Source organism: Candidatus Chlorohelix allophototropha, assembly GCF_030389965.1.
Lineage (GTDB): Bacteria > Chloroflexota > Chloroflexia > Chloroheliales > Chloroheliaceae > Chlorohelix > Chlorohelix allophototropha.
The window spans coordinates 16,267-38,822 of the sequence record NZ_CP128403.1; the positions used below are offsets into that span (position 1 = coordinate 16,267).

Consider the following 22,556-nt stretch of genomic DNA (forward strand, 5'->3'; position numbering starts at 1 on the left):
AATGTTTTAATATTAGTAGGTAAGACCCAGCTACCATAGTAGTTGTAGCAAGACAATCCGGTCAAGGATGTCCGGATTTTCCTACCCACAAATAGAAACGCTTACTGCTAGCACTAAACGAGCGTACTTCTGGGGTAGGGCTGGCAGATTAGTTTGTTCTAACCCTTTTGTGTCTGCCTCCACACTCACCGGACAATTTTTAAGAACCGAAACAAGTTCTCCCCATCGTCATCTCAATAACCCTCCCTGAATATTTAAAAATATTAGTGTCCAAGAAGGTTATCCGGTAAAGTGTTACCGGGAGAAGAAAGGGGAAATCAACCAATGGTAAGCCGTTTAACGCTGATGATAGAAGATTTACAAACCAATCTTTACAGTATCACAAATGTGATAACTGCCTTGAGATTGGTGCTGGAAATGGGGAATCCTAGCCCGGATGGCGTAGTATTTACCAGCGATGAAGTTCGCCAGATGCTCGAAGAACTGGGGGTAGGGGATGACCAGATTGAAGCAGCTCGCACCCATATTAATAGCTTGCAAGCGATGGTGGTGCGCAGCAACCGCCAGTTTGGAACCGGCGAATTAAACCGCCTGATTGAAAGCGTAGGGCGGTGAACAGCACATTCCAAAGCCTGAGCCTTACTGTTCAGGCTTTTTTGTTGTCACGTTTCTCCTACCGCCTACCACTAATTTAGTGACTTCCCCATAATATCCTATAGAGGATAAAGAGTAACTAGGCGCATGAAAAAACCCACAATACCAGGCATGTGAAAGGCTATGAAATATTACCAGCGTTTGCCGAAAATAGCATGTTTTTGAGTCTGACAAAATTGTTTTAAGCTCAGTTATTCGGCAAAGGGTACTGAAGAAATGTGTAAAGCATCATATGAGCTAGTCTGTACTCATGATGTACTGCTTCTCTCTCACAAGGTAACGATACGCCGGGATGATGATAAGCCAGATTGGAGCAACTTAACCGTGTTCCATATGGAGGGCAGTTATTGCTAAGTGGATCACACGTTGCTTGGAAAAGTGATTGCCGGCTATACGTTTGCAGCGTTGGTATGGAAATAGCTAGCTAAACCTCAAAACAATCTAACGGTTTTGGGCAAGCTTCGTTCACGTAGAGCCAATTACCCCACCTGACCCATCCCCGGATTTGAACGCAGGATTTGCGACAATTGTATTATAGGCATATCAACCATAAGACAAGTGCATCATATATAAGGGTGGCGATATGCAATAAAAATATATGGGTGTGAAAGATTCAAATAGTTTTACTCTATAGTGTTTTTTAAAGCTATGAAAGGTTTACATTATCACGATGTGCAATTAATGTATTAAAAAAGTGGAATTTTGGCATAGCTAGTATGCGTGTTTATAATACAATTCGCTGCTTATTATTTTGACCTTAGTTTAAAATCCTAGGCATGCTCAAAAGTGAGATGTAAGGTTAATAAGACGGTTGGCTTAGAAAACCCAGAGAAACGTGGCGGCACTTCGCCCTTCTCCAGCACCATTCGCTCTTTTTCACTGCTCTCTACCGAGCAACAACCAGAATTGCTATCTATCCCTTCAAAATTAAAGATTATTTTCCCACATGTGTATTTTTGATAGGCAAAATTCTTTGTTTGGAAGCATAGACCACCAAAGCATTAAAATGCTAAGGGTGTTCCAGTTGGCCCCCACCGAGCAGCTTTAATTGGTAATTCTCACCACCACTACCCTGCCATATACCCCATAGGGCTTTTGAGAAAGAGCGACCCGCGAGAATGAACCTGCCCAGAAAATTTTATATATTCGGACTTTTTGAAGTGGTACTTCAATAGCCAGCTAAGTTTTGGTGGCTGACCCTAAAAGTCCTCGAAGAAACCCAGCTCATAAAAGTGACTTCTGGAAGAAGAAGTGAGAATGGATTAGCAGATAGTTCCAACACTTACACTCTTCTTCCGGTTCCTAGAAATACGTTGTTGCACACAGCAACACTAATAAGACTCAGTTAAAGAATTAGTTGTTAATGGTGCTAACGCACCGGCGGCGGCAAACTCTTCTCAACAGCTTAATCAGCAACCCCCGCTCTTCCCACCTCCAGAACTTAGTGAATCCAATTCCCCTCCCTCTGCCGAGGATAAAAGTGTGCCGCCTGCGCCGAAGAAGCAGCGTGTGCCTATCAGCCCGGAAGCGGCTTTCAAGAAGGTTTAGAACATAGGATTACTTTGCACACTAGGCCACGTCACAGCGTGCTTTTGCACTTTCGTCCTTAATTCCCACATCGAAGAACATTTCATCTGCCCACTAAAGCCTCTAAGACAGCCCACAACGCCAGAGGCAGCACAATTGCTATTATTCTATTTAACCGCCCCAATTCGCTTTGTGGCCTCACTCGTCCTCTTCAAATTCATCAAAGTGCATCTGTATAGCTTGATGCCACAAGGTGAGAAACTGCTTAACGCTAAGCTCAACAGTATATTCAACCTTTCTAACCTTTTCAAAAGTTTCAAAAGTTATTCTCATGCCATCCTCATAGCCTGTAACTTCGTTGACCTTAAACATACCCGTAAGTTCTATCGTACGTGTTACTTTAGAAACTTGAAAAAAATCTAATCTATCAAGTACAAAACCGTTTTTTACAGGCGTAACATGACCAATTTTGTAATGATTATTCACCATATACATTAGCTCGTTATAATCCGTCTCATTCTTATAGGTTTCGGGTTCATAGCTACTCACGATACGCAGTAGCGTGCTAAAAGTCTTCGGGTTCTTAAATCTAATTCTTTCGGGCATCTGTTTCTCTCCTCTGTTACTTGTGAAGTTTTTGCTAAAGTCTTTTTTGTCCCAGGCAAACTTAAGAAACCCACCCTTGACTGGTAGCGCCCGTTGGAACGGATACTATCCGGTCATAGGGTAGGCTAACGAACTGTGGCAGAAACAGAAAAAGCAGTTACCCAAGAGTATCCAGAGCCATGGGTAATACTCCAATAGCCACAAGGGCTATGGGATACCACTCAAAACTTTGAATAATATCAGGATAAGCTGCCGGAAGAGGAGTTACGCTCTGTGAAAAACAGAACGTGGTGTGATAAAATCGCGACAGCCCTATCCTGCCAGAACCAGGAATGGGTTAGTGGTGCGCCGATGTTACTAGCATCTGCGTGCCACGCTACTTTTGTTCTATTTGCTCAGTGGTACTTTACAGCCTGACATTTCGCTTGTCAAGAGTCTTGGATTTACCCCCAATCAGCCCAGATTGCATAACCTTGTGTAATGATAATACCTCCAAATACCGCCATGCTGGCGGTATTGTACTACGCAGCTACCGGAAGGGCTTTTCGTACACAGTTGAGAGAATTTAGTGGCTTTTATACCACGCGCCAATAAGCTGACTACCTCTTTTTGGAGCGGCGCTTCGCGCTTTCGGAATTCTCTTTACTCCTTACCCCTTTGACCTTTCCCTACCCCTAGTTCTTTGGGTTAGTTAATTTAGAGGAAAGAGCGCCAGAGACTCAGAGTTCAGAGGATTCAGAGTTCAGAGGGGCGCATAGAGGACGACACCACCACCCGAAAACCAAAATAGTCGTAATCGTTGACAGGGTTGAAGTTGACGCGGAACACACAGGACGCAATAGCTACATTGGAGTTGAAAGACCCGCCCCGCAGCACTCGACTATCTCCGCTACCATCCACCACCACTTCCGAAGGCTTCCCATACTTGTTCAAGCACCACTCCCACAAGTTTCCGCTCATATCCAACGCCCCGCATTTCGCCGCCCCTTGCGGGTACATGCCCACGCCCACCGCCCGGTTCAGCCCCGCCTCTGCGGTATTGGCATAGCCTTCTCGCCACTCCTCGCCCCATGGGTACTCCCGCGCTTCCGCGCCCCCCTGCGCCGCCCACTGCCATTCCCATTCCGTAGGCAGCCGTATCTGCGCGTTTTCACCTACTACTAAAAGCTTGCCCTGAGAATCGCCCACATCCGGAAATTGCCAGCCCCTATACCGCTTATTCAACCACCGCCCATATGCTACGCTCTGATACCACGAGATAGTATCGCGCGGGTTGTTCCACGCTTTGGTGCGCGGTTCATCCAGCTGGTAATCCTTGGGAAAGCCTTGCCACCACTCCCGGTTCTGGTAGCCGTCCGCCGCTTTCACAAACGCCTCATACTGGGCATAGGTTATCTGGTATTGCCCGATGTAAAACGGCGCTACCTTGAAACTCTCCTTCTCTATTTCCAGCTTCCCGCCCGGCGCTACCGCCATCCACGCTATCTCCGGCGTGCCGTCTTCTCGCACTCCTATCCCCCTCCGCGTGTCCCCGATTACACTCAATCTTCGCCCTATCTCATCCCGGCGCAGATGGCTGGTTCGCAACAGATTTGTTTCTCGCAGCAATCGCTCCTGCTCAGGCTCAATGAAATCTTCTTCGAGCGGGTTAGGTTTCCATTTCAACCGTTCCTGCATCGCATATACCATCAACAACCGCTCCTGTGACCAGCGCCACGCCTCCGGTTTGCCCTGCCACACCCAGTCTGCCGCTCCGTTCTGCACCTGCCGCCTCAGAATCAGGTCATCTTGGTATTCCTCTATCCATTTCTGCAACCGCCCCCAACTCCTGAACAAAGTCTCGTGCGCTACCTCAACCTGAGTTTCGTCCTTCACCAGCAACCGCGCCTGCGTAAAAGCCTCCACCAGCGCCAATTCCTCTGCCCCAAAACAGTCGTGCCGTACCCGCTGCCGCGTTGCCGCAAACTGTCCTTTCACTTCTTCCACTGTCACCAGTTCCCGGAATACCTGCCCCAACAACCGTGTTTTTCCCGCTTCCTCGCCCGGTAGCTTCTCGAAAACTTGCTCTGCCCTCTTCCCAATTGCCCCTTCTACCTTTCCTAACGCCTCGTAATCCGCATAGGTCAGGCGGTTGTCCCCTCGCGTCATCGCTATCTTGTACAACTCATCCAAAAGATATGCCAACAATGCCAGCGAGCCTGCCTCACTCCCGGTGTCTCGTAAAATCAGTGAGGGTAGTCCTCGTTCAAATTCCAGAGTCGCCATTTCCGCCGGGCGTTCTATCATCTGCAACAATGCACCCGGATTTGGCGCAGACAGGTAGAAAGTACCCTTGTTCAACAGTTCAGCCAGTATGGGATTTTCGATGGCGCGATGTACAAAGTCGTGCCTTATTGTTACCAACACCCGCATGCTGGGATGCTCCGCCAATTCGCTTAGCATCTGAATAAAAGGTTCAATCGTATCTTTCTGTGACAGCGTAAACAATTCCTCGAATTGGTCTATGAACAGCAGCACTTCCGCCCATTCCGGTGCTTTGGCGCTCTCCAGTGCGGTATTGAGCAGCTTACCTAACGTTGCCGGATTGCGGGTTATTTCTTCCACGAAGGCTTGCTTGTCCTTGGGCAAGGGCGCAAAGCTCTTGTTGATGCCATCGAATAAAGCATCAAACGGCTCTTTTCCCGGCGTGAACTGCACCACCCGCCAGTCCTTGCTACCCGGAATAGCGTTCGTTTCCAGTCGTGGCAATAGCCCTGCCCCCACCAGCGATGATTTCCCACTCCCAGATGCCCCCACCACCGCTACAAAGCGGCTCTCCACCACCTTCCGCACCAACGCATCGGTTTCCGCTTCTCGCCCGAAGAAGATGGGCGCATCGGTTCTCTTGAAGGAACGTAGTCCCGGAAAGGGCGAGCCTTCCCACTTCTTAGTGGCTATAATCTGCGTTTCAGGTGCAAGATTTGGGGATAGAATTGACAGTGGCTGAGCAGCCTGACGTTCCAGCAGTTTCAGCACGGTACTTTCGAGGTCGGTTTCAAATTGTTTCTTGAAGTCGGCAGGACTCTTGTATTTGTTGACCCCGCGCCGGATTTGTCCGGTAGCGGAATCATAGAACAGGTCGCTCTTGAAAAAACTCTTTACCTTCTTATCTTGGGCGATACCTTCATCATCGTCAGAATCAAACAGCTTTTTCTCGGTGCGGCGATAGATGAGTGGGTAGGTCTGGGGATTGTTCAGCGCGTTCAGCAGTTCGTAATGAGTACCGGAAAGATAATCTACTCCTTTATAACTAAAAGGGGTACCCATCCTCGACCACAATATCACCACCACAATGTCACATTCAGAGGGTTTGGGTAGCCCAGCGTCAATCGCTTCTTGCGGAGTCATTCTGGCATCCATCGGCACACCTGCACCCGGCTTGTCCCATGCCACCGGACGGAAACTCAGTTTTTCACGGAACACAGGGCGGTTCAGCAGCCATTCCAGCACTTCCAGCACAGCTTGTCGTTCTTCTGGCACATCGCCGGGTGAGGATACGAACACTCTGAAAAGAGGTGGTGGTGGTAACTTTTCTGGCATCAACCTTCTCCAATGTAAAGTTTAGTGGTAACGCAACTGCGGTTTAATTATAGCGCACGCTCAAAGCCTTTTCCATTTCGCCTTAGCCAAGCCGCTCCTGCAAGAACGCCAGAGGCTCAGAATTCAGAGATTTCAGAGTACCGCCTACACAACATCAGACTAGCTCACAACATACTTTACATATATCTTCACCAGCGTTTGCCGAAAATAGCATGTTTTTGAGGCTAATAAAATTGTTTTTAGCTCAGTTATTCGGCAAATAGTACTGAAGGAATGTGTAAAGCATCATATGAGCTAGTTTCACACAACACCACCCGAAAACCGAAACCGCTGAGACCGCTGTCCGCGCCGCTGCTACCGCGGTACACACAGGACGCAAGGGCAAGAGTGCTGCCGAAAGAGCCACCTCGCACCACTCGAGAGTCGTCACTATCGTCCACCGCCACTTCCTCCGGCTTCTGGTACTTGTTCAAGCACCACTCGCGCAAGTTCCCGCTCATATCTAACGCCCCGCATTTCGCCGCTCCCTGCGGATACATTCCCACTGCCGTTACTCGGTTCAAGCCCGCTCCCTCGGTATTAGCGTAACCCTCTTGCCACCCACCCCACGGGTATTTGCGTTCTTCCTCGCCACCTTGCGCTGCCCACTGCCACTCCCACTCGGTCGGCAGCCGTATCTGCGCGTTTCCTCCCACCACTAAAGGCTTGCTCCCACCGCCCGGTTGTGCCAATTCCAGACCGCGCAGACGACTATTCACCCAGCGCGTAAACGCCACGCTCTGATACCACGAAATAGTATCGCGTGGGTAGTTCGTCAAGCGGGTACTTTGGTTGCGTAACTCTTGAGGCTGGTATTTCTTCGGAAAGCCCTGCCACCACTCCGGGTTCTGATATCCGCCCGGTGCTTGTACGAAAGCCCTGTACTGAGCATAGGTTACTTGGTATTGAGCAATATAGAAAGGTTCTACCTTGAAACTTTCTTTTTTGTATTCTATTTTCACTTCCCCACCCGGCGCAACGGGCAGCCACACTATAGCGGGTGTGCCATCTTCCCGCACACCCACTCCCTGCCGCGTGTCGCCTATAACCCCCAACCGCCGCCCAATCTCATCTCGGCGGTCGTGTGTGGTAGTCAGCTTGTCTTTTTCCCGCAAAAGTCGCGCCTGTTCCGGCTCGATGAAGGCAAGCTCGGTTGCTTCCGGGGTCCACTCCAACCGTTTCTGCATCGCATACACTGGCTCTAGCCGTTCGTTCAGCCACAACCACGAGTCGGGTTTGCCCCGCCTTGCCCACTCCGCCGCTCCGTTCTGCACCTGCCGCCGCAGTAGCAAATCATCCCGATAATCCTCTATCCATTTTTTCAACTGCTCCCAGCTTCGGAACAACTCTTCGTGCGCTACTTCCACCTGCGCTTTGTCCATTACCAGCAATCGTGCTTTGGTAAATGCCTCTACCAGCGCCATTTCCTCTGCCCCAAAACGGTCATACCCGGCGCGTTGGCGGGTGGCAGTGCCGCGCTCATCCACCTCCACCAGTTCCCGGAAGACCTGACCCAGCAACTGCTTTTTGGCTTCTTCCTGGCCCGGCAACTTCTCGAAAGTCTGCTCCGCTCGCCTGCCGATTGCGCCCTTTACTCCACCCAGCGCGTTGTAATCCGCATAAGTCAGGCAACGGTCGTGTCGGGTGTCTGCAACCTTATACAGTTCGTCCAGCAGGTACGCCAGCAACGCCAACGAACCCGCATCGCTGCCCATATCATGCAATATATCGGCGCGTAGTCCGGGCGCAAATTCCAGCGCGGCTATTTCCGCCGGACGCTCAATCATCAGAGACAAAGCAGCATGGGTGGGCGCAGAGAGATAAAATGTACCCTGATTGAGTAACTCCGCCAGCAGGGGGTTTTCAACGGCGCGATGCACAAAGTCATGGCGTATTGTAACCACCACCCGTAAGCGAGGCTGCTCAGCCAAGGCGCTTAACATCCGGGCAAAGGGTTCCACCGAATCTTTCTGTGTCGGAGCAAACAGTTCCTCGAACTGGTCAATGAACAGCAATATCTCCGCCCATTCCGGCTTATCCGCCAGCACCCGTAGCAACTGCTTTACAGCTTCCTGTGGCGATTGCACTAACTTCTGCGCCAACGGGTGAGGCTCTTCGTCCAACAGCGGGGCAAGCTTCACCGCCAGCGCCAGAAAGGGGTCATTGCCCAGCTCTCCGGGTGTAAAGCGCAACCCGTTCCAACCCTTGCCCTGCTCATAATCGGGCAGCAACCAGTCCTTACTTCCGGTATCGGCATCACTGATAGCGTTCGCGGCTAAGCGAGGCAACAAGCCTGCTCCCACCAACGATGATTTGCCGCTGCCCGATGCGCCCACCACTGCCACGAAGCGGCTCTCTTTTACCCGCTTGACCAGTGCATCGGTTTCCGTCTCACGTCCGAAGAAGATGGGGGTATCGGCTCGCCGGAAAGCGCGTAAGCCGGGAAAGGGCGAACCTTCCCACTTTTTAGTGGTGATGACAGGCTCATTCGGCTTTATAACAGGCGCAACCGGACGCTCAGGCGGACGCTCCAACAAGCGTTTTACGATGTCTTCTAGGTCGGTCTCAAATTCTTTTTTGAACTTAGCAGGGCTGGCGTATTTTTTCACGCTGCGCCGAATTTGTCTGATGGCGGGATTTTTGAACAATTCACTGTCGAAGAAGTTTTGTACCTTCTTGTATTGCGCTATGCCTTCATCATCGTCAGCCTCAAATAGCTTTTTCTCGTCACGGCGGTAGATTAGTGTAAAGGTCTGGGGGTTGCTTAGGGCATCTAGCAGTTCGTAATGAGTGCCGGAGAGGTAATCCACCCCATCGTTATGCTTATAAGGCGTTCCCATTCGCGACCACAGAATTACCACCACAATGTCGCATTCAGAGGGTTTGGGTAGCCCGGCGTTAATCGCTTCCTGTGGAGACATATTGGCAGGCATAGCCGTACCAGCTCCTGGCTTGTCCCATGCCACCACTCGAAAGTTCACCTTTTCACGTAAAAGGGGACGGTTGGGCAGACCCTCCACTACTTCCAGTACAGCCTGTCGTTCTTCCGGCACATCTCCGGGTGAGGATACAAATACTCTGAAAAGAGGTGGGTTTTCTGGCATTAACATTCTCCAGCATGAAGTTTAGCTGTAACGCAACTGCGGTTTAATTATAGCGCAAGCTCAAAGTCTTTTCTACTACTCCAAACGCCTTTATCAGCTTGCCAGCAAAGTAAACTAAAGCTGTGGTGCGTAACCATGCGTTTCCGGTACAAACTGCCCTCTGTCCTCTCCTAGCAACGGCGTTTCCGTAACCCTTGCCCTCGTCAGGTAGGCGTATTTGCCGGTGGTGTACTTGGAAAAATCTATAGCCGTTGGACTCTTAGATTGGCTCTTACGCGCTAGGCTCTCTTTGACCGGCTTGCTCTCCTTTGCGGGCATCGGCTCAGCCTCGTTCAGCAGCATATAGCGAATATAACCGGGGGGGTTGTGGATACCGGATACTTGGCTTGCCTGTACTATGCGCCTGACATACTCAACACCCCGATTCTTGCTGGTCACGAATACTGCTAACTCTTGGATAAGGCTTTCTGACAAACCGGAGGGTGCCAATAAAGCTCTAATCTCACTCGTTTCCTCTGTGGGGTCAGGAAACGAAACTTCCGGTAAAGGAGTGGCATACTCTGGTTGAGTGTCTTCGATTTCGCTAAAAGCGATTTCAGAAAGTGGCTCTTCACACACATGTTTTAAATCATATATATCAGCGGAAGTATATTTCCTATCCCCCCGGCATTTTTCTTCCTCACCCCGGAAATATATTTCCGGTTGTACAACCCTTAGTGGTTGCTTCTTCACCCTATGCTTATCCACGTAATAGGTGTTGGTAGCGCCGGTGTGATGTGCCACCGTTATCAGCCCTTCGTCTGTTAGTTCTTTCAACAGGTCGCGTACCCGTCTTTCAGTGATGTGCATTTCCTCCGCCAGACGAGCCTGAGAGGGCCATGCACAGGATTTAGCGCCGCAGTAAGCCATCAGCACCAAATAAAGCTTGAGAGCTGCCGGAGTGATATTCGGGTTCGCAATTATATTGACCGGAATTTGTACAAAGTGTTCTGATTGAGAAGAGGTCGGTTCAAAAGTATCCTCAGCGTCAGACTGAGCCTGTATTTTCTGTGAAAAAGGCATAAAAAATTCTCCTTAGCTCTTGACATTGGAGAACCCCTTATGCTATCCTCCTAATGTCACTAATGTGAAAAGCATTAGAAAGAAAATAAAGTTCTCCCTGTGAGGGCTATGACTTGTTTGGAAATCCCCAGTGCTTGCAGGCGTGGAGGGGATTTTCTGTTTTTATAGAGTTTTTAGAGTCCGGTCACTGACCGACTTTTTTTGTTTCTTTCGTTTACATCCTATAGATATAGAAAATAGCGTCACCCAGAATTCTGGGCAACAAGAATTCAAGAAATCTTGTTTTCTTGATTTCCAGAAAACTTGTTAACCAGAAAACTTGAATCTCCGTTTTCGGTTAAATCTCGATAAGCGGCTAAAACAGCCTCTTCTACCACTTCTTCAAGAAGAATTTTCCCCTTATACTTGCGGCGTATGATGCGTTTAATGTCTTCTATAGCTTCTACAGCTTCCGGGCTTAATCTGTAAGTCGCTTTCGGATAAGACGCTCGGATAGCAGCCTTTTCCTGCTCAGCTTTCCTAGCAGCATTTTCTTGATTTCCAGAAATCTTGTTTTCTTGATTTATGGAATTCTTGAAATCTTGAACCGTCTCGAAGCCTTCATCTATGAGTTCGTTATCTGCGGCGATTTCTGCAGGAGAGCGCAAAATGGCGTTCTTGCCTTTTGGTTTCTCTAACTCATTAAATATTACCGGTGGTCGCTTATTAGCCATTTATTATTTCCTGTGCTACCAACTGGTAAGCTTTCGCGCCATCTAGTTCAGGGTGCATGTTGACTAATGGCTTGGCATATCTGGGTGATTCAATGAAACGGACTGATGAATTGACCACTGGCTCAAACATCCGAATGTTTTCTCGCTTGCACAATGCCTGTAAGTATTCGAGTATCTCTCGACTATTTAGGGTGCGGGCATCATATTTAGTGGCAAGTATGCCGGTGATATTCAGGTTCGGGTTGGTAGCTGCCCGGACGTTTGAGATGGTGTCAAACAGCATTTTAAGCCCCCGTAGCGCCATATATTCACAAGCTACTGGAATAAGCACGGTATCGGCAGCGGTGAGCGCATTAACGGTTAGAATACCTAGGCTAGGAGGACAGTCAATAATGATGTAATCGTAGCTGTTCCGAATGGATTCCATCCGACGCTTTAAGATTCCTTCCCTTGAAAGAATTTGCATAAGCTCTACTTCCGCTCCGGCTAGGTCAATATTAGATGGAGCCAATTCAAAGCGGTAGTCTGTTTCCATTATTATTTTGGAAATATCAAGGTCTCTTTTTACCAGCACATCGTAGATGGTCAGGTTAAGCTCGGAAGTATCCAACCCTAAACTGACGGCACAGCCACCTTGCGGGTCAAGGTCCACCAATAGCGTCTTCTTGCCCTCTTTACCCAGACTTGCCGCTAAGTTGACCGATGTGGTGGTTTTGGTTGCGCCACCCTTCTGGTTTGCAACTGCTATCACCAAAGCACCGGTATGTGGCGCTGGACCGTCCCCAATAAAGGCTAATAAGACCCTTTCTTTAATTCGGTACTCTTTGCCAACTCTTGCGGCTGGCAGCTTGCCATCTTTTATAAAGCGCAATACTGTGTTAACATGCACATTAAGACGTTCTGCAACCTGCTCGGTGGTGAGAAGCTTATCCATAATCCCTTTCTTAGTCGTAAATAGACACTATTATCACCAGTATAAAGACATGTCTCTTAACCTGTCAATAGGGAAACCGAGCAAGTATTCTGCCAATATTTTGTCTGCTAAAAGCCTTCTAAATTTCTAGATAATAAAATTCAAGAATTCTTGAAATAAACAAATAAAGAATTATTGTTTTCTGGAATTCAAGAATTATTGAAAAGAATAATTCCAGAAAATGAGGCTAGCGGTTGTAATGTGCATTTCGATTATTCTTCGAACAGCGACAATTGAGAACCCCGCCTCCGCCGCTTTTCCTCTTTCGCCTGTAACTGCTTGATACTCTCTTTGGGAGTAGGTAGGTTTTCGGGGAGAGTGCTACATGGAGGGTATTTGTACAGAAGCCCCTCCCCTATCGCCCATATGTCTCCAGAAAGCCCCTAAATACCGCACACACACACTCACACAAGGTCACTCACGCTCAATTCTGCTTTAGCCTTGCGGACCTGCCACACGCTTAATCCGGTCGCTGCGGACACCTGCATAAGACTTAGCCCGGTGTTTAACAGGTGCTTTGCTGCTACTTCGGGTGTCGGTTCTGGCTCCGGTGATGGCAATACTGATGCTGGTTGCTGTAGTTGTGCCGATTCCTCAAAGTTGAAATTTCCTTCTTCTGTATCGGCTTCGGGTGGTTCGCCCTCTGCCGGATGGGTAGCAGGCTTCAACCAGCTATTGATTTGTATTGAACGCTGGTCTGCTCCAGCTCCCCCCACATTCAAAGGCTTGCCGTTCAGGGTGGTGGTGGTGTGTGGCGCATAGTGCGTGAGTGCAGGGTACTGTGGCGCTGAGTTGCCAGCCGGTGCGGTTAAGATTCGCTTCTCCTCTGGCAGGTATATGCCGGGTAGATTGCCTAAAGCATCCCTTGCAAGGGTATAGACCTCGGCTTGTGTCTTTAGCATATCCTTAGCGCGAATATGGGCTTGTTGTCGGGTGTAGTCCATGAGGAATATCAATCCGGCTCCAGCAGCCAAAACAAGGGGTAGGCTCAGCAAAATAGCGGTGATTTCAAACATATAGTGACTCTTTTCTGCTAAAATGAACCTATGCCCGGTTTGGTGACTCTTTCCGGGCTGTGGGGTAGTGTCCAAAGCACTGCCCTTAAATTTTAGTATAGCACAGTTCCATGGTTTTTTGCCATTTTCACTACCACAACATGGTAAAACAAGGTGTATGAGTTATGGATATGCGCCGATTGACTTTCACAGAAGCCGCAAAGGAAGCTGGTATTCATCCGAATAGCATCAGGAATTGGAATAAGGCTGGAAAGCTGACTACAGTCCGCTCCGACATTATTCGTAATCAGCAAACTTGGACGGTGGAAATGTGGGAAGTGCTACAGATTGCCAGCGCTGGAGGTCTAACAAACTCCGATAACCCTAACAATAACAATGGTAATCAAAGCGCGATAGTGGCGGTAATCGAAGGGCAGCGAGCAGCTATTACAAAACTAGAGGAAGAACGAGAGGGTTTGTTAGTCCGTATTGATGGACTCCAAGAAGGGCGGGCTACGGACCGCCAAGAGATAGGACAATTAACCGGACAACTCCAGCAGGTGGAAAAGAGAATAGCCACATTAGAGAATGACAAAGCCAGTTTGCAAGGGGATTTAAGACGCACTAATCGTTGGATAGCAATACTTATAGCAACTGTGCTATTTCTGGCGCTGGTGGCTGCCTTGGTGGCGCTAGTGGTCAGATAGCCATAGGCTAATGCAATATAGCGTTTTGTGTAATAGTTCCTCTGCTTTATTGGAATCGCGTTGTTTATTCCGATATTAGTGACTATTTGTTGTAGCTTTAGTTCTTAGCAGGTAGGGGAATATGGCGAACGAAGAACATCTAAGCATCTTAAAGCAAGGCGTTGAAACTTGGAATAAGTGGAGAGAAGAAAAACGAGATATTCGACCTGACCTGAGAAAGGCTATCCTGAGCAGGGCTAGCCTGAGAAAAGCCATCCTGAGTGGAGCTGACCTAGAAGGGTCTGCCTTGAGAAATACAGACCTCAGAGATGCAGACCTGAGCGGTGCTGTCCTGAGTTTGGCAGACCTGAGCGGTGCTGTCCTGAGTTTGGCAGACCTGAGCGGTGCAGACCTGAGAGATGCAGACCTGCGCAGGGCTAGCCTGAGCTATGCTGACCTGAGCATGGATACAAACCTGAGCGGTGCTATCCTAATTGGTGCTTATTTGGGAAATGCTAACTTGCGCGGGGCTGACCTACGTGATGCTAACTTGAGCGGTGCTAACCTGAGCAGTGCTAACCTGAACTTTGTTAACCTGCGTGGCGCTAACTTGAGCGGTGCTATCCTGAGCGGTGCTAGCTTAGAATGGGCTAACTTGAGCGGTGCTATCCTGAGCGGTGCTGACCTACAGAGTTGTGATTTAGTAGGAACAAATCTAGAAAACGCAACTCTAACTGGATGTAAAATTTATGGTGTAAACTGCTGGGATGTAAAACTTTCAGGTGCAGAACAATCAGGGCTTATTATTAGCAAGCACAACGAGCCAATTATTACTGTTGACGGACTAGAAGTAGCTCAATTCATTTACCTGATGCTCAATAACGAAAAAATCCGCGATGTTATTAACACTATAGGTAAAAAAGCAGTGTTGATACTAGGTAGATTTAATCTGCCTGAGAGAAAAGCTGTGTTAAATGCGCTTCGGGAAAAGCTTACCAGACTTGGTTTTCTACCAATAGTATTCGATTTCGAACGCCCCACCGACAGAGACTTCACTGAGACTATCAAAACTCTGGCGGGAATGTGCCGCTTCATTATCGCGGATATAACCAACCCAAAATCTACGCCTCTTGAGTTACAAGCACTGGTACCGGATTATATGATACCCTTCGCTCCTATCATCCAAAAGGGTTACGATGAGCAAGGCAGACAAGAAAAGCCTTTTGCGATGCTCGCTGACTTACAAAATAAATATCGCTGGATACTAGATGTTATAGAGTACGATACACAGGAAAAGCTCATTGCTAATCTAGAAAAAGCCATCATAGAACCTGCTATCAAGAAACACAATGAGTTAATTGAGACAAAGGCTCAGCGAATGCCAGTGAAAAGTATTGACGAGTTTGCGAATCAGGATAATGGTTTGTAATAGTTACTCTTCCAGCGCCTTTATCGCAGTATGTTGTACCCAACTACTACGGCTCAAACCAGAACGCCTCGCCTCAGCGTCGACCCGCTCCAATACTTCTGGGTCGAAATAGACCATAAACCCTACCTTCTTGGCTCTGGCTTCCTTCTTCGGCTTTCCTGAACCCCCTATAAATTCTTCCTCTGCCAGTTCTTTGCTTGTAACTTTGCTGCCAGCTCCCGGTCTTTTCGCAATTGCCATATGCTATTACTCCACAATTATTATGATATTTATAAGCTATCACTATGATATTGTTTTAATTGTAAATTGCCCTTATAACAGCCTGTAGTTCCTCTACCGCCTTCGCATCCTTTGGAGATTGCTCCAGTACAGAACGACCAGCCGCAGCAGCGTTTGGGAAAGCCTTGCGCCTGCCAATAGTCACACCCAGCATTTGCAGCCCTTCAATCTCTCGGACTGCCTCCAGTGCTTCCTCGTTATCACGCCCTTGTGAGTCGGCAATATTCAAAAGCGCTAGAGCTGCCAAATCGGTATTCAATTCACGGGCTTCCTTCACCAGTTCGGCAACTTGGTACATTGCCCACAAATCAAAGGAACGAGGTTGCACTGGTACTAGCAACTTGTGAGTAACCAGCAGAGCCGCTCGGATACTACCGGTATCCCTGCCACCCACATCAATCACAATGTCGTCATATTTGCTGGCAAGCTGGCGCACTTGGGTGCGTATAGCTCCCCCTTGAAGGCTCACTGCGGTATAACCCGGCTCGCCCAGCTTCTCGGTGCGTAGTTCGGTGAAAGCTACGGAAGTGCCTTGCTCATCGCCATCCACCAGCAGCACATCACTACCGGCCAACGCTCTGGCAATAGCGATATTCACGGCAAGAGTAGTTTTACCTACCCCACCTTTGGTATTACCAACGGTCAGTATCATGATATTATCCTTATATTAAAACAGTATTGAATAGATATGATAACAATATCATTGTAATAGTTCTATGCTATTGTTGTCAACTTTATTACAGTGGGCTTTCCTTACTGAAGTGGTGGGGTATAATCAATTACATTGGGGGTTTTTGCATAACCCCCAGATAGTAACAGGTAGCTTACACGGGCTACCTGTTATCCCTCAGCTTGCATCCGTTATTTCCCGCGTTGCACTGGGGTCATAGGTCTTTTTCTTCCATATCCAACATACGACTGGCAGCGTATTGTATCCACGCGCTACGGCTAAGTCCACGCCGTTTGGCGGCTGCATCTATCTTTTTCAAAATCTGTTTATTGTAGCGTACAAGTACCGGCGTGCGACCTTCTTCCTCTTCCTCTGCTGCTGGGGTATTACCTGCATTGGAAATAAAAGCATCTGCCAGCTTGGCGCGTTTTTCTTCATCTTGCTGGGTGGTTTTATTCTGATTACTGGGAGTTCTTTCTCGGATTGCCATTGTTTCCACTCCATTCTTAAAGATTGCGTTTGTATATCGCTTAGCATAATTATGTATATCATTTGATATACATTAGATTACTTTTGTAAATTAAACCTTTGCATTTTCTTTGATGTATAAAAGCTCAATCAGGCGTTGTAATTCTTCGATGGCTTGGGTGTCACTTGGCTTATATTCCGTCACAGCTCGACCATAACTGAGAGCATCAGAAAACACCTTGCGGTTTCCTATGGTGAGGTTTAGCAACTCGACCGCTTCCCGCTTTTGAACCACTTTGGCGGTTTCCTTGTTGTCCTTTCCGCGTGCGTCTGCTGCGTTGATAACAACGAGGGCACGTAAGTTAGGATTAGGTAGTCGGGCTTCTTCTATTAGCGGAGTAATATCATCAAGTGCCCATAAATCCGGGCTGCGTGGTCTGATAGGAATAAGGAGAATATCAGAAACGGTTAGGGCTGCTCGTAAGCTGCCGGTATCACGTCCTCCCACATCTATAATGATGTCGTCATACTTGGGAGCGAATTTCTGCACCTGGTCGCGCAATGCTTTACCGCGCAAGCTGGCAACGGTATAACCAGTGCTGCCCAGTTCCTCGGCGCGGGTATCGCTGAAAATGGTTGCTGTAGCCTGCTCGTCTCCATCTACCAGTAGAACATCATAGCCAGCAGCGGCACGCGCTACAGCAAGATTGACAGCTAGTGTGGATTTTCCTACACCACCTTTTGTGTTGCCAACGGTCAGAATCATGTAGAAATCTCCTATAATGTGGAATAGCGATTATATATCTTAACGCTGTCTTTTGTATTTCTAACAATATCTAATGTATATCATTTGATATACAAATTATACAAGCACATTATTAATCGTCAAGGGGTTATTTTCTTGGGATTTCAAAACCTTTCGGTCATTCTCAGGATGCCAACGGTGGGGAACTTACGAGATTTCGGGGAAAAGCGGTTCATCGCCAATTTATGCGGTACGAATGTCAGACTAAAGCTGTTAATCAAATCTGTAGACTCAAGAGAAGCTTGGTTCTGAAAGGCTACCACATAAAATGAAGAAGAACCACTTCTTCCCGGCTGCGGTAAATGACCCAAACTTGTCTTTATTGAGTTTCCTTCCTCAATCGGAATTAGGCTCAATCTAACCTTCAAGGCGCTTGATGTACTCGGTGTCCTGATGCCATTCCTCCCCGTCATTGTGGGATACGATGCGCCAGCCCATATGCCCTTCTTCGAAATACATGAAAGATGGTACAGGGTCTACCTCCCACTGCCCTTCTACACATCGAACGGCAATGCGCATCTTGTGGTGACGGTTCATCTTGGTGTTGTAACGGTGCTGACCGGCGTAGATAGCGGCTCCAATCGTATCGAATTTCTTCTTCAGCATTACGCCAATCATTTTGGTAGCTCCCCCATATCTTCGTTTGGAAATAGGCATGTCCATGTCCAGCGGTCACGGTGAAAGTATGCGACGACCTCCCACACCGGTTCATAATGCTCGTACTGCTCGTCGGTTACAACGGGTGGGTCACCGAAGCTAAAGGTCATCATCATCCAAGTGCTTTTGCCCGGCACGCGATGAACGGCGACGAATATCCGGTTCTTGTGGTAGTAGTCAATACTGTGTTCGGTGGTAGCGACACGGATAGCCTCTTTAAGTGTGGGGAAGGCTCTCGCTTCGCTCTGCATATCACACCTCGGCGTAAGGTTGCTCAGGAATATGGGTTGGTATTGGCAGGGCAGTTTTGGGCGGTGGTGCTAACCCCTGTCGTTGAATTGTCTGTGTCTTTTTGTACGCTACCAGTTCAGGACAGTCAGATGCGAAGGGGCAGTAGTTACGGTGCAGACAGATACCCCGATGCAATTCCGCTTCGGCGCGTATCTCCTTCCTGACCGCCAGTTCCAAGCTGGTAGCTCGACTTAGTTCTTTCTGCTGATACTCGTAATCAGCCGGCACAAGGTATTCGAGACTCTGCTATATGTTGTCCCGGTTGTTTCAATTTCTCAATGGGAATTAGGCTCAATCTGACTTTTATCTGAGAAGGATTATACATCATGGAAGATTTAGGTTTCAATTCCTCAACATAAAATGAAGAAGAACCGCTTTTTCCTGAAATCTCTCGTAAGTTTCCCAAGTAGTAGCAAACCATTTGCTCACCAGTGGATTATCTTTGATGTAGGTGTCCGTAGCGAGCGGATTAAGCGTGTGGCAACTCCGCAGACCAACTGAGCGTGTGTGAGTGCGAATATCCGCACACACAAGCATTTTGACAGGGGCAAAGGGGCGATAGGGGAGGGTACAGTGCGCATAGATTTCATTGATTTTAAGCGTCTTTTTTGATACCTTTGGTATATCAGGAATGCCACACTCGGAATCAGTAATAACTCAACCTTTAAAGCTAATAATCGAAAACAACGAGAAACTATGCCAACCCTTTTCATCTCATACAAACGGGGAACAACCGTAGTCGCGCCCTTGATGGAGAAGTTGAAAGAAACTGGCTACCGCCTGTGGTTCGACCGGGAGGACATTCATCTGGGCGACCCAAGCTGGAAGGCTAGAATTGACGCAGGATTGGAGCAATGCGAAGGGGTAATTCTGTGTATCTCTCCGGCAGCGTGTCAGTCCGAGCCTATAAGGTACGAAGTGTGCAAGGCATTGGAATTTAAGAAGCCTATATTCCCAATAATCTTGGAGAAAGTGGAGAGCGCCAGCGCCGCAATAGCGGATTTGGGACTACCGGGGGAACAGCACTTAGAAGATTTCACGGATGTGACGCGCTGGCAGGAAAATCTGGAGAAGCTGCGGAAGGGTCTGGAAGCGCAGGGCTTGCGGGTAACACGGCACGACCGTCGTAAGGAGCGCAATACACAGGAATACGCCCTGCACCAGCGCTACCTGAAAAAGCTGGCAGAGCGGGTAGGGCTGCTGAACTTGGCGCACGTAAACGAGGCAGAGAAGCGTGGCATCGAACTGGAGAAAGTGTACGTGGACTCGCCCACAGCTTTGAGTATCAGCCTAGAGGTGAAGGATTGGCGGGTGATTGACTGGTGGCTCTCGCGAAGTGACCAGCCTGCACGCGAGTTGCCGGGTGAGGACAAAGCGCCGAAGCGCACCAGAGTGGAGGAAATGGGCTACGAACGCTCTCCCTTTGAGGTTCTAATCGGGGGAGTGGATGAAGAGATAGCACGCTATCGGGAAGAAAACCCTCATGCAAAACCTGATGAGAAATATTCTTGGAATAATCCTTGGAACAACGGGGTCAAAGAAAACCAGACCCATTTGCACCTGACGCATTTAGCGGCAGGGTGTGACCGGTTGGTAATCTTGGGAGCGCCGGGCAGCGGGAAAAGCACCTTCGTGAAGTATCTGGCATTGTGCTTGGCAGGGGCGGGGATTGAGGGCTGGAATCGGGCTGCCAATCTGAACTCGCTAGAGAACTGGACACACGGGGCATTAACGCCGGTGTACGTTGAACTGCGCCGCTTTGTGGCATCAACCTACTTTCCCTCGAAGATAAGCGAACCGGCAACCGCCCAACACCTATGGAAATACATCGAAGGGGAGCTATTGGGCGAGGGATTGGAAACCTATGCCTCTGAGCTTGAATATGACTTGGAACAAGGACACGCCCTGCTAATACTGGACGGGCTGGACGAAGTACCCTACCCGGAAGGCAAACTCAAAGAACGGCAGACGCAAATAATCAACTTGGCGCAGAGTTTGCACACTCGCTTTGCAGGCAGCCGGGTAATCGTCGCCAGCCGCCCTTATGCCTATCAGGGTTGGAGCTTGCCCGACTATGAGGCGGTGACAATAAGCGAATTTGAAGAAGAACACCGGATAGAATTAGCCAGCCGCCTATATCGAGCAATGGGCTTGAGTGAGGAAGAAGCGCAGGCAAAGGCGGAGGCGCTGAACGAGCAGCTAGAAGAAATAGATGATGAGTTGAAAGACCGCCCCTTGTTCGTGACTTTGATGGCAACCTTGTATCTGAAGGGTGGAGAAGACGGGTTGCCAAGTCGAAAGGGGGCATTGTACCGGGAGAGCATCCTGCTGCTGTTGGAACGGTGGGGCAAGAGCAAACCGGGTTCACCATCACTGGTGGAGATACTGGGGGATAAAAGCGTAGCGGACTTATACGGGCGATTGGCAGCCTTGGCATATGCAGTGCAGGGGAGTAGCGAAGGAAGGGAACAAGCGGCAGAGATAGATGAAAGCTTGTTGTACAAACATCTCAAACCATTGGGACGAGAGGTAGCGGCGGAACTAATCCCATATTTGTGCGAAAACGCAGGGGTGCTGGTAGCGCCGGGACAGCGAGGAGAAGAAGAAATCTTTCACTATGCCCACCGAAGCTTTCAAGAGTATCTAGCGGCGGTACATCTGGTGAAGCTATGTCGGGACAGCGATAGCTTCAAGCCGGTGCAGGCACAGCTATTGGAAAAGCCGGAAACGTGGCGAGTAGTGTGCTGTTTTGTGGGGGATGTGCTGGCGGATACGAAGAAGAAAAGTGAGATTTGGTTACTACTGGCAGATTTGTTGGAAGAAGAAGAAATACCTGAAAAAAGGGAAGACCTGCGCTGGTGGCTAATATGGCTGGCAGCAACGATAGCGCAGGAGCAGGAAATCTGTGGGCTGGAAAAAGCCAAACGCAGCAATGACCGAAGCACCCTAAAAAAGATGGTGGAATGGCTGAAAGCTTTGCTGGGAACGGTACAGGCGTTGGGAGCGGTGGAACGAGCGGAGTGCGGACGGGCATTGGGCTTGTTGGGAGACCTGCGCAAAGGGGTGGGGACGAAGCCGTATAAATTGGCAGGACGGGAGGTAGAACTGCCAGAACTAGAATGGTGCGACATAGGAGCGTCGGAAGGTGGGAAGTTTGTGATGGGTTCAGATGACTGGGAAGATAACCCGCGCCGGGAAATGGAGTTGGGGTACAGCTACCGAATGACGAAGTACCTAATCACATACGGGCAGTATCAGACATTTGCGGAGAGTGGAGAATACGAGCAGGCGGAATGGTGGGAGGGTTTCCCAGAGGAATATCAGCCGCAGAAGCTAGACCAGGACTATATGAAAGAGAACAACCGACCGCGAGACTATGTAAGTTGGTATCAGTCGGTGGCGTTTACGCGATGGTTGACGGTGAAATACCGAGCAGCGGGAGAGATAGGGGTAAACGAAGAAATACGGCTGCCAACGGAGGCAGAATGGGAGTATGCGGCAAGGGGAGTTGACGAGCGGAAGTACCCCTATGGGAACGAGTTTGATGGGACGAAGGGAAATACAGATGAAACGGGGATAGGGGCAACGAGCGCGGTGGGGAGCTTCCCGGATGGGGCATCGCCATTTGGGGTGCTGGATATGAGTGGGAACGTGTGGGAGTGGTGCTTGAATAAGTACAAAGAGCCGGAGGAAGTGGGGGTGGACGAGAGCGGGGACAATCGAGTGCTGCGGGGCGGTTCTTGCCTCGACGATGGAGCTCGTGCGTCCTGTGTGTTCCGCAACTACGACTACCCTTACGGCGATGACTACTTTATTGGTTTTCGGTTGGTGGTGTGTTCCGCTATGCGCCACTCTGAACTCTGAATTCTCTGAACTCTGAGCCTCTGGCGCTCTTTTCTCTAAATTAACTAACCCAAAGAACTGGGGAAAGGGTAAAGTCAAGGGGGTAAGGAGTAAAGAGAATTCCGAAAGCGCGAAGCGCCGCCCGAAAAAGGGGTAGTCAGCTTATTGGCTCGTGA

At 49.0% G+C, this 22,556-nt stretch carries 20 protein-coding genes; 7 read left to right on the plus strand and 13 right to left on the minus strand.

Features of this window, described 5'->3' with window-relative positions; translation table 11 throughout:
* Positions 1-324 precede the first annotated feature (324 nt).
* Together OZ401_RS25530 and OZ401_RS25535 are read left to right on the plus strand one after the other, a co-directional pair.
* On the plus strand, positions 325-615 hold the full coding sequence (locus tag OZ401_RS25530; protein WP_341472321.1) for a hypothetical protein: 291 nt from the start codon (positions 325-327) through the stop codon (positions 613-615).
* An 825-nt stretch (positions 616-1,440) separates the two neighbouring features.
* Positions 1,441-1,614, plus strand: coding sequence for a hypothetical protein (locus OZ401_RS25535; RefSeq protein WP_341472322.1), 174 nt, complete (start codon positions 1,441-1,443; stop codon positions 1,612-1,614).
* 765 nt (positions 1,615-2,379) lie between these two features.
* Here OZ401_RS25535 and OZ401_RS25540 read toward each other — a convergent pair.
* Positions 2,380-2,787, minus strand: coding sequence for a hypothetical protein (locus OZ401_RS25540; protein ID WP_341472323.1), 408 nt, complete (start codon positions 2,785-2,787; stop codon positions 2,380-2,382).
* Positions 2,788-3,060: 273 nt separating this feature from the next.
* On the opposite strand from OZ401_RS25540, the gene OZ401_RS25545 reads away from it, so the two are divergent.
* Positions 3,061-3,204 (plus strand): hypothetical protein, encoded by a 144-nt coding sequence (locus OZ401_RS25545; RefSeq protein WP_341472324.1) that lies wholly within the window; start codon positions 3,061-3,063, stop codon positions 3,202-3,204.
* A gap of 318 nt (positions 3,205-3,522) precedes the next feature.
* On the opposite strand, the gene OZ401_RS25550 is transcribed toward OZ401_RS25545, so the two are convergent.
* From OZ401_RS25550 to OZ401_RS25575, 6 genes are all read right to left on the minus strand, one after another.
* On the minus strand, positions 3,523-6,366 hold the full coding sequence (locus OZ401_RS25550; RefSeq protein WP_341472325.1) for an nSTAND1 domain-containing NTPase: 2,844 nt from the start codon (positions 6,364-6,366) through the stop codon (positions 3,523-3,525).
* A 248-nt stretch (positions 6,367-6,614) separates the two neighbouring features.
* The gene (locus OZ401_RS25555; RefSeq protein WP_341472326.1) at positions 6,615-9,509 is read right to left on the minus strand and encodes an nSTAND1 domain-containing NTPase; all 2,895 of its coding nucleotides are present in this window, start codon (positions 9,507-9,509) and stop codon (positions 6,615-6,617) included.
* A gap of 114 nt (positions 9,510-9,623) precedes the next feature.
* Positions 9,624-10,571 (minus strand): helix-turn-helix domain-containing protein, encoded by a 948-nt coding sequence (locus OZ401_RS25560; protein WP_341472327.1) that lies wholly within the window; start codon positions 10,569-10,571, stop codon positions 9,624-9,626.
* Positions 10,572-10,840: 269 nt separating this feature from the next.
* Positions 10,841-11,284 (minus strand): hypothetical protein, encoded by a 444-nt coding sequence (locus OZ401_RS25565; protein ID WP_341472328.1) that lies wholly within the window; start codon positions 11,282-11,284, stop codon positions 10,841-10,843.
* Positions 11,277-12,218 (minus strand): AAA family ATPase, encoded by a 942-nt coding sequence (locus OZ401_RS25570; RefSeq protein WP_341472283.1) that lies wholly within the window; start codon positions 12,216-12,218, stop codon positions 11,277-11,279. Before OZ401_RS25570 ends, OZ401_RS25565 begins: the two co-directional genes overlap by 8 nt.
* A gap of 443 nt (positions 12,219-12,661) precedes the next feature.
* Positions 12,662-13,273, minus strand: a complete 612-nt coding sequence (locus OZ401_RS25575; RefSeq protein ID WP_341472284.1) for a hypothetical protein — start codon at positions 13,271-13,273, stop codon at positions 12,662-12,664.
* Between the two features lie 164 nt (positions 13,274-13,437).
* On the opposite strand from OZ401_RS25575, the gene OZ401_RS25580 reads away from it, so the two are divergent.
* Entirely contained in the window at positions 13,438-13,959 is a 522-nt protein-coding gene (locus OZ401_RS25580) for a hypothetical protein (RefSeq protein WP_341472285.1), read from the plus strand.
* A gap of 121 nt (positions 13,960-14,080) precedes the next feature.
* Positions 14,081-15,367: a pentapeptide repeat-containing protein gene (locus OZ401_RS25585; protein ID WP_341472286.1), complete on the plus strand. Its 1,287-nt coding sequence runs from the start codon at positions 14,081-14,083 to the stop codon at positions 15,365-15,367.
* Between the two features lie 3 nt (positions 15,368-15,370).
* Here the strand turns inward: OZ401_RS25585 and OZ401_RS25590 are convergent, their stop codons facing one another.
* The 6 genes from OZ401_RS25590 to OZ401_RS25615 form a co-directional block, all read right to left on the minus strand.
* The gene (locus OZ401_RS25590; protein ID WP_341472287.1) at positions 15,371-15,607 is read right to left on the minus strand and encodes a ribbon-helix-helix domain-containing protein; all 237 of its coding nucleotides are present in this window, start codon (positions 15,605-15,607) and stop codon (positions 15,371-15,373) included.
* 55 nt (positions 15,608-15,662) lie between these two features.
* Positions 15,663-16,298: an AAA family ATPase gene (locus tag OZ401_RS25595; RefSeq protein WP_341472288.1), complete on the minus strand. Its 636-nt coding sequence runs from the start codon at positions 16,296-16,298 to the stop codon at positions 15,663-15,665.
* A 232-nt stretch (positions 16,299-16,530) separates the two neighbouring features.
* Entirely contained in the window at positions 16,531-16,806 is a 276-nt protein-coding gene (locus tag OZ401_RS25600; protein WP_341472289.1) for a hypothetical protein, read from the minus strand.
* A 90-nt stretch (positions 16,807-16,896) separates the two neighbouring features.
* Positions 16,897-17,550, minus strand: a complete 654-nt coding sequence (locus OZ401_RS25605; RefSeq protein ID WP_341472290.1) for an AAA family ATPase — start codon at positions 17,548-17,550, stop codon at positions 16,897-16,899.
* Between the two features lie 143 nt (positions 17,551-17,693).
* A complete protein-coding gene (locus OZ401_RS25610) occupies positions 17,694-17,945 on the minus strand; it encodes a hypothetical protein (RefSeq protein ID WP_341472291.1) in 252 nt (83 codons plus the stop codon).
* Between the two features lies 1 nt (position 17,946).
* Positions 17,947-18,246 (minus strand): hypothetical protein, encoded by a 300-nt coding sequence (locus tag OZ401_RS25615; RefSeq protein ID WP_341472292.1) that lies wholly within the window; start codon positions 18,244-18,246, stop codon positions 17,947-17,949.
* 56 nt (positions 18,247-18,302) lie between these two features.
* Between OZ401_RS25615 and OZ401_RS25620 the strand changes: the two genes are divergently transcribed.
* Together OZ401_RS25620 and OZ401_RS25625 are read left to right on the plus strand one after the other, a co-directional pair.
* A complete protein-coding gene (locus OZ401_RS25620; protein WP_341472293.1) occupies positions 18,303-18,701 on the plus strand; it encodes a hypothetical protein in 399 nt (132 codons plus the stop codon).
* Positions 18,702-19,233: 532 nt separating this feature from the next.
* Positions 19,234-22,401 carry an SUMF1/EgtB/PvdO family nonheme iron enzyme gene (locus tag OZ401_RS25625; protein WP_341472294.1) on the plus strand — a complete coding sequence of 1,056 codons (3,168 nt, stop codon included), beginning with the start codon at positions 19,234-19,236 and terminating at the stop codon, positions 22,399-22,401.
* The last annotated feature ends 155 nt before the right edge of the window (positions 22,402-22,556 follow it).

Coding starts and splice junctions, on each gene's coding strand:
- OZ401_RS25530 (WP_341472321.1), top strand. CDS start 325: ATGGTAAGCCGTTTAACGCTGATGATAGAAGATTTACAAACCAATCTT.
- OZ401_RS25540 (WP_341472323.1), bottom strand. CDS start 2,787: ATGCCCGAAAGAATTAGATTTAAGAACCCGAAGACTTTTAGCACGCTA.
- OZ401_RS25550 (WP_341472325.1), bottom strand. CDS start 6,366: ATGCCAGAAAAGTTACCACCACCACCTCTTTTCAGAGTGTTCGTATCC.
- OZ401_RS25555 (WP_341472326.1), bottom strand. CDS start 9,509: ATGCCAGAAAACCCACCTCTTTTCAGAGTATTTGTATCCTCACCCGGA.
- OZ401_RS25560 (WP_341472327.1), bottom strand. CDS start 10,571: ATGCCTTTTTCACAGAAAATACAGGCTCAGTCTGACGCTGAGGATACT.
- OZ401_RS25565 (WP_341472328.1), bottom strand. CDS start 11,284: ATGGCTAATAAGCGACCACCGGTAATATTTAATGAGTTAGAGAAACCA.
- OZ401_RS25570 (WP_341472283.1), bottom strand. CDS start 12,218: ATGGATAAGCTTCTCACCACCGAGCAGGTTGCAGAACGTCTTAATGTG.
- OZ401_RS25575 (WP_341472284.1), bottom strand. CDS start 13,273: ATGTTTGAAATCACCGCTATTTTGCTGAGCCTACCCCTTGTTTTGGCT.
- OZ401_RS25580 (WP_341472285.1), top strand. CDS start 13,438: ATGGATATGCGCCGATTGACTTTCACAGAAGCCGCAAAGGAAGCTGGT.
- OZ401_RS25585 (WP_341472286.1), top strand. CDS start 14,081: ATGGCGAACGAAGAACATCTAAGCATCTTAAAGCAAGGCGTTGAAACT.
- OZ401_RS25590 (WP_341472287.1), bottom strand. CDS start 15,607: ATGGCAATTGCGAAAAGACCGGGAGCTGGCAGCAAAGTTACAAGCAAA.
- OZ401_RS25595 (WP_341472288.1), bottom strand. CDS start 16,298: ATGATACTGACCGTTGGTAATACCAAAGGTGGGGTAGGTAAAACTACT.
- OZ401_RS25600 (WP_341472289.1), bottom strand. CDS start 16,806: ATGGCAATCCGAGAAAGAACTCCCAGTAATCAGAATAAAACCACCCAG.
- OZ401_RS25605 (WP_341472290.1), bottom strand. CDS start 17,550: ATGATTCTGACCGTTGGCAACACAAAAGGTGGTGTAGGAAAATCCACA.
- OZ401_RS25615 (WP_341472292.1), bottom strand. CDS start 18,246: ATGCCTATTTCCAAACGAAGATATGGGGGAGCTACCAAAATGATTGGC.
- OZ401_RS25620 (WP_341472293.1), top strand. CDS start 18,303: ATGCTCGTACTGCTCGTCGGTTACAACGGGTGGGTCACCGAAGCTAAA.
- OZ401_RS25625 (WP_341472294.1), top strand. CDS start 19,234: ATGCCAACCCTTTTCATCTCATACAAACGGGGAACAACCGTAGTCGCG.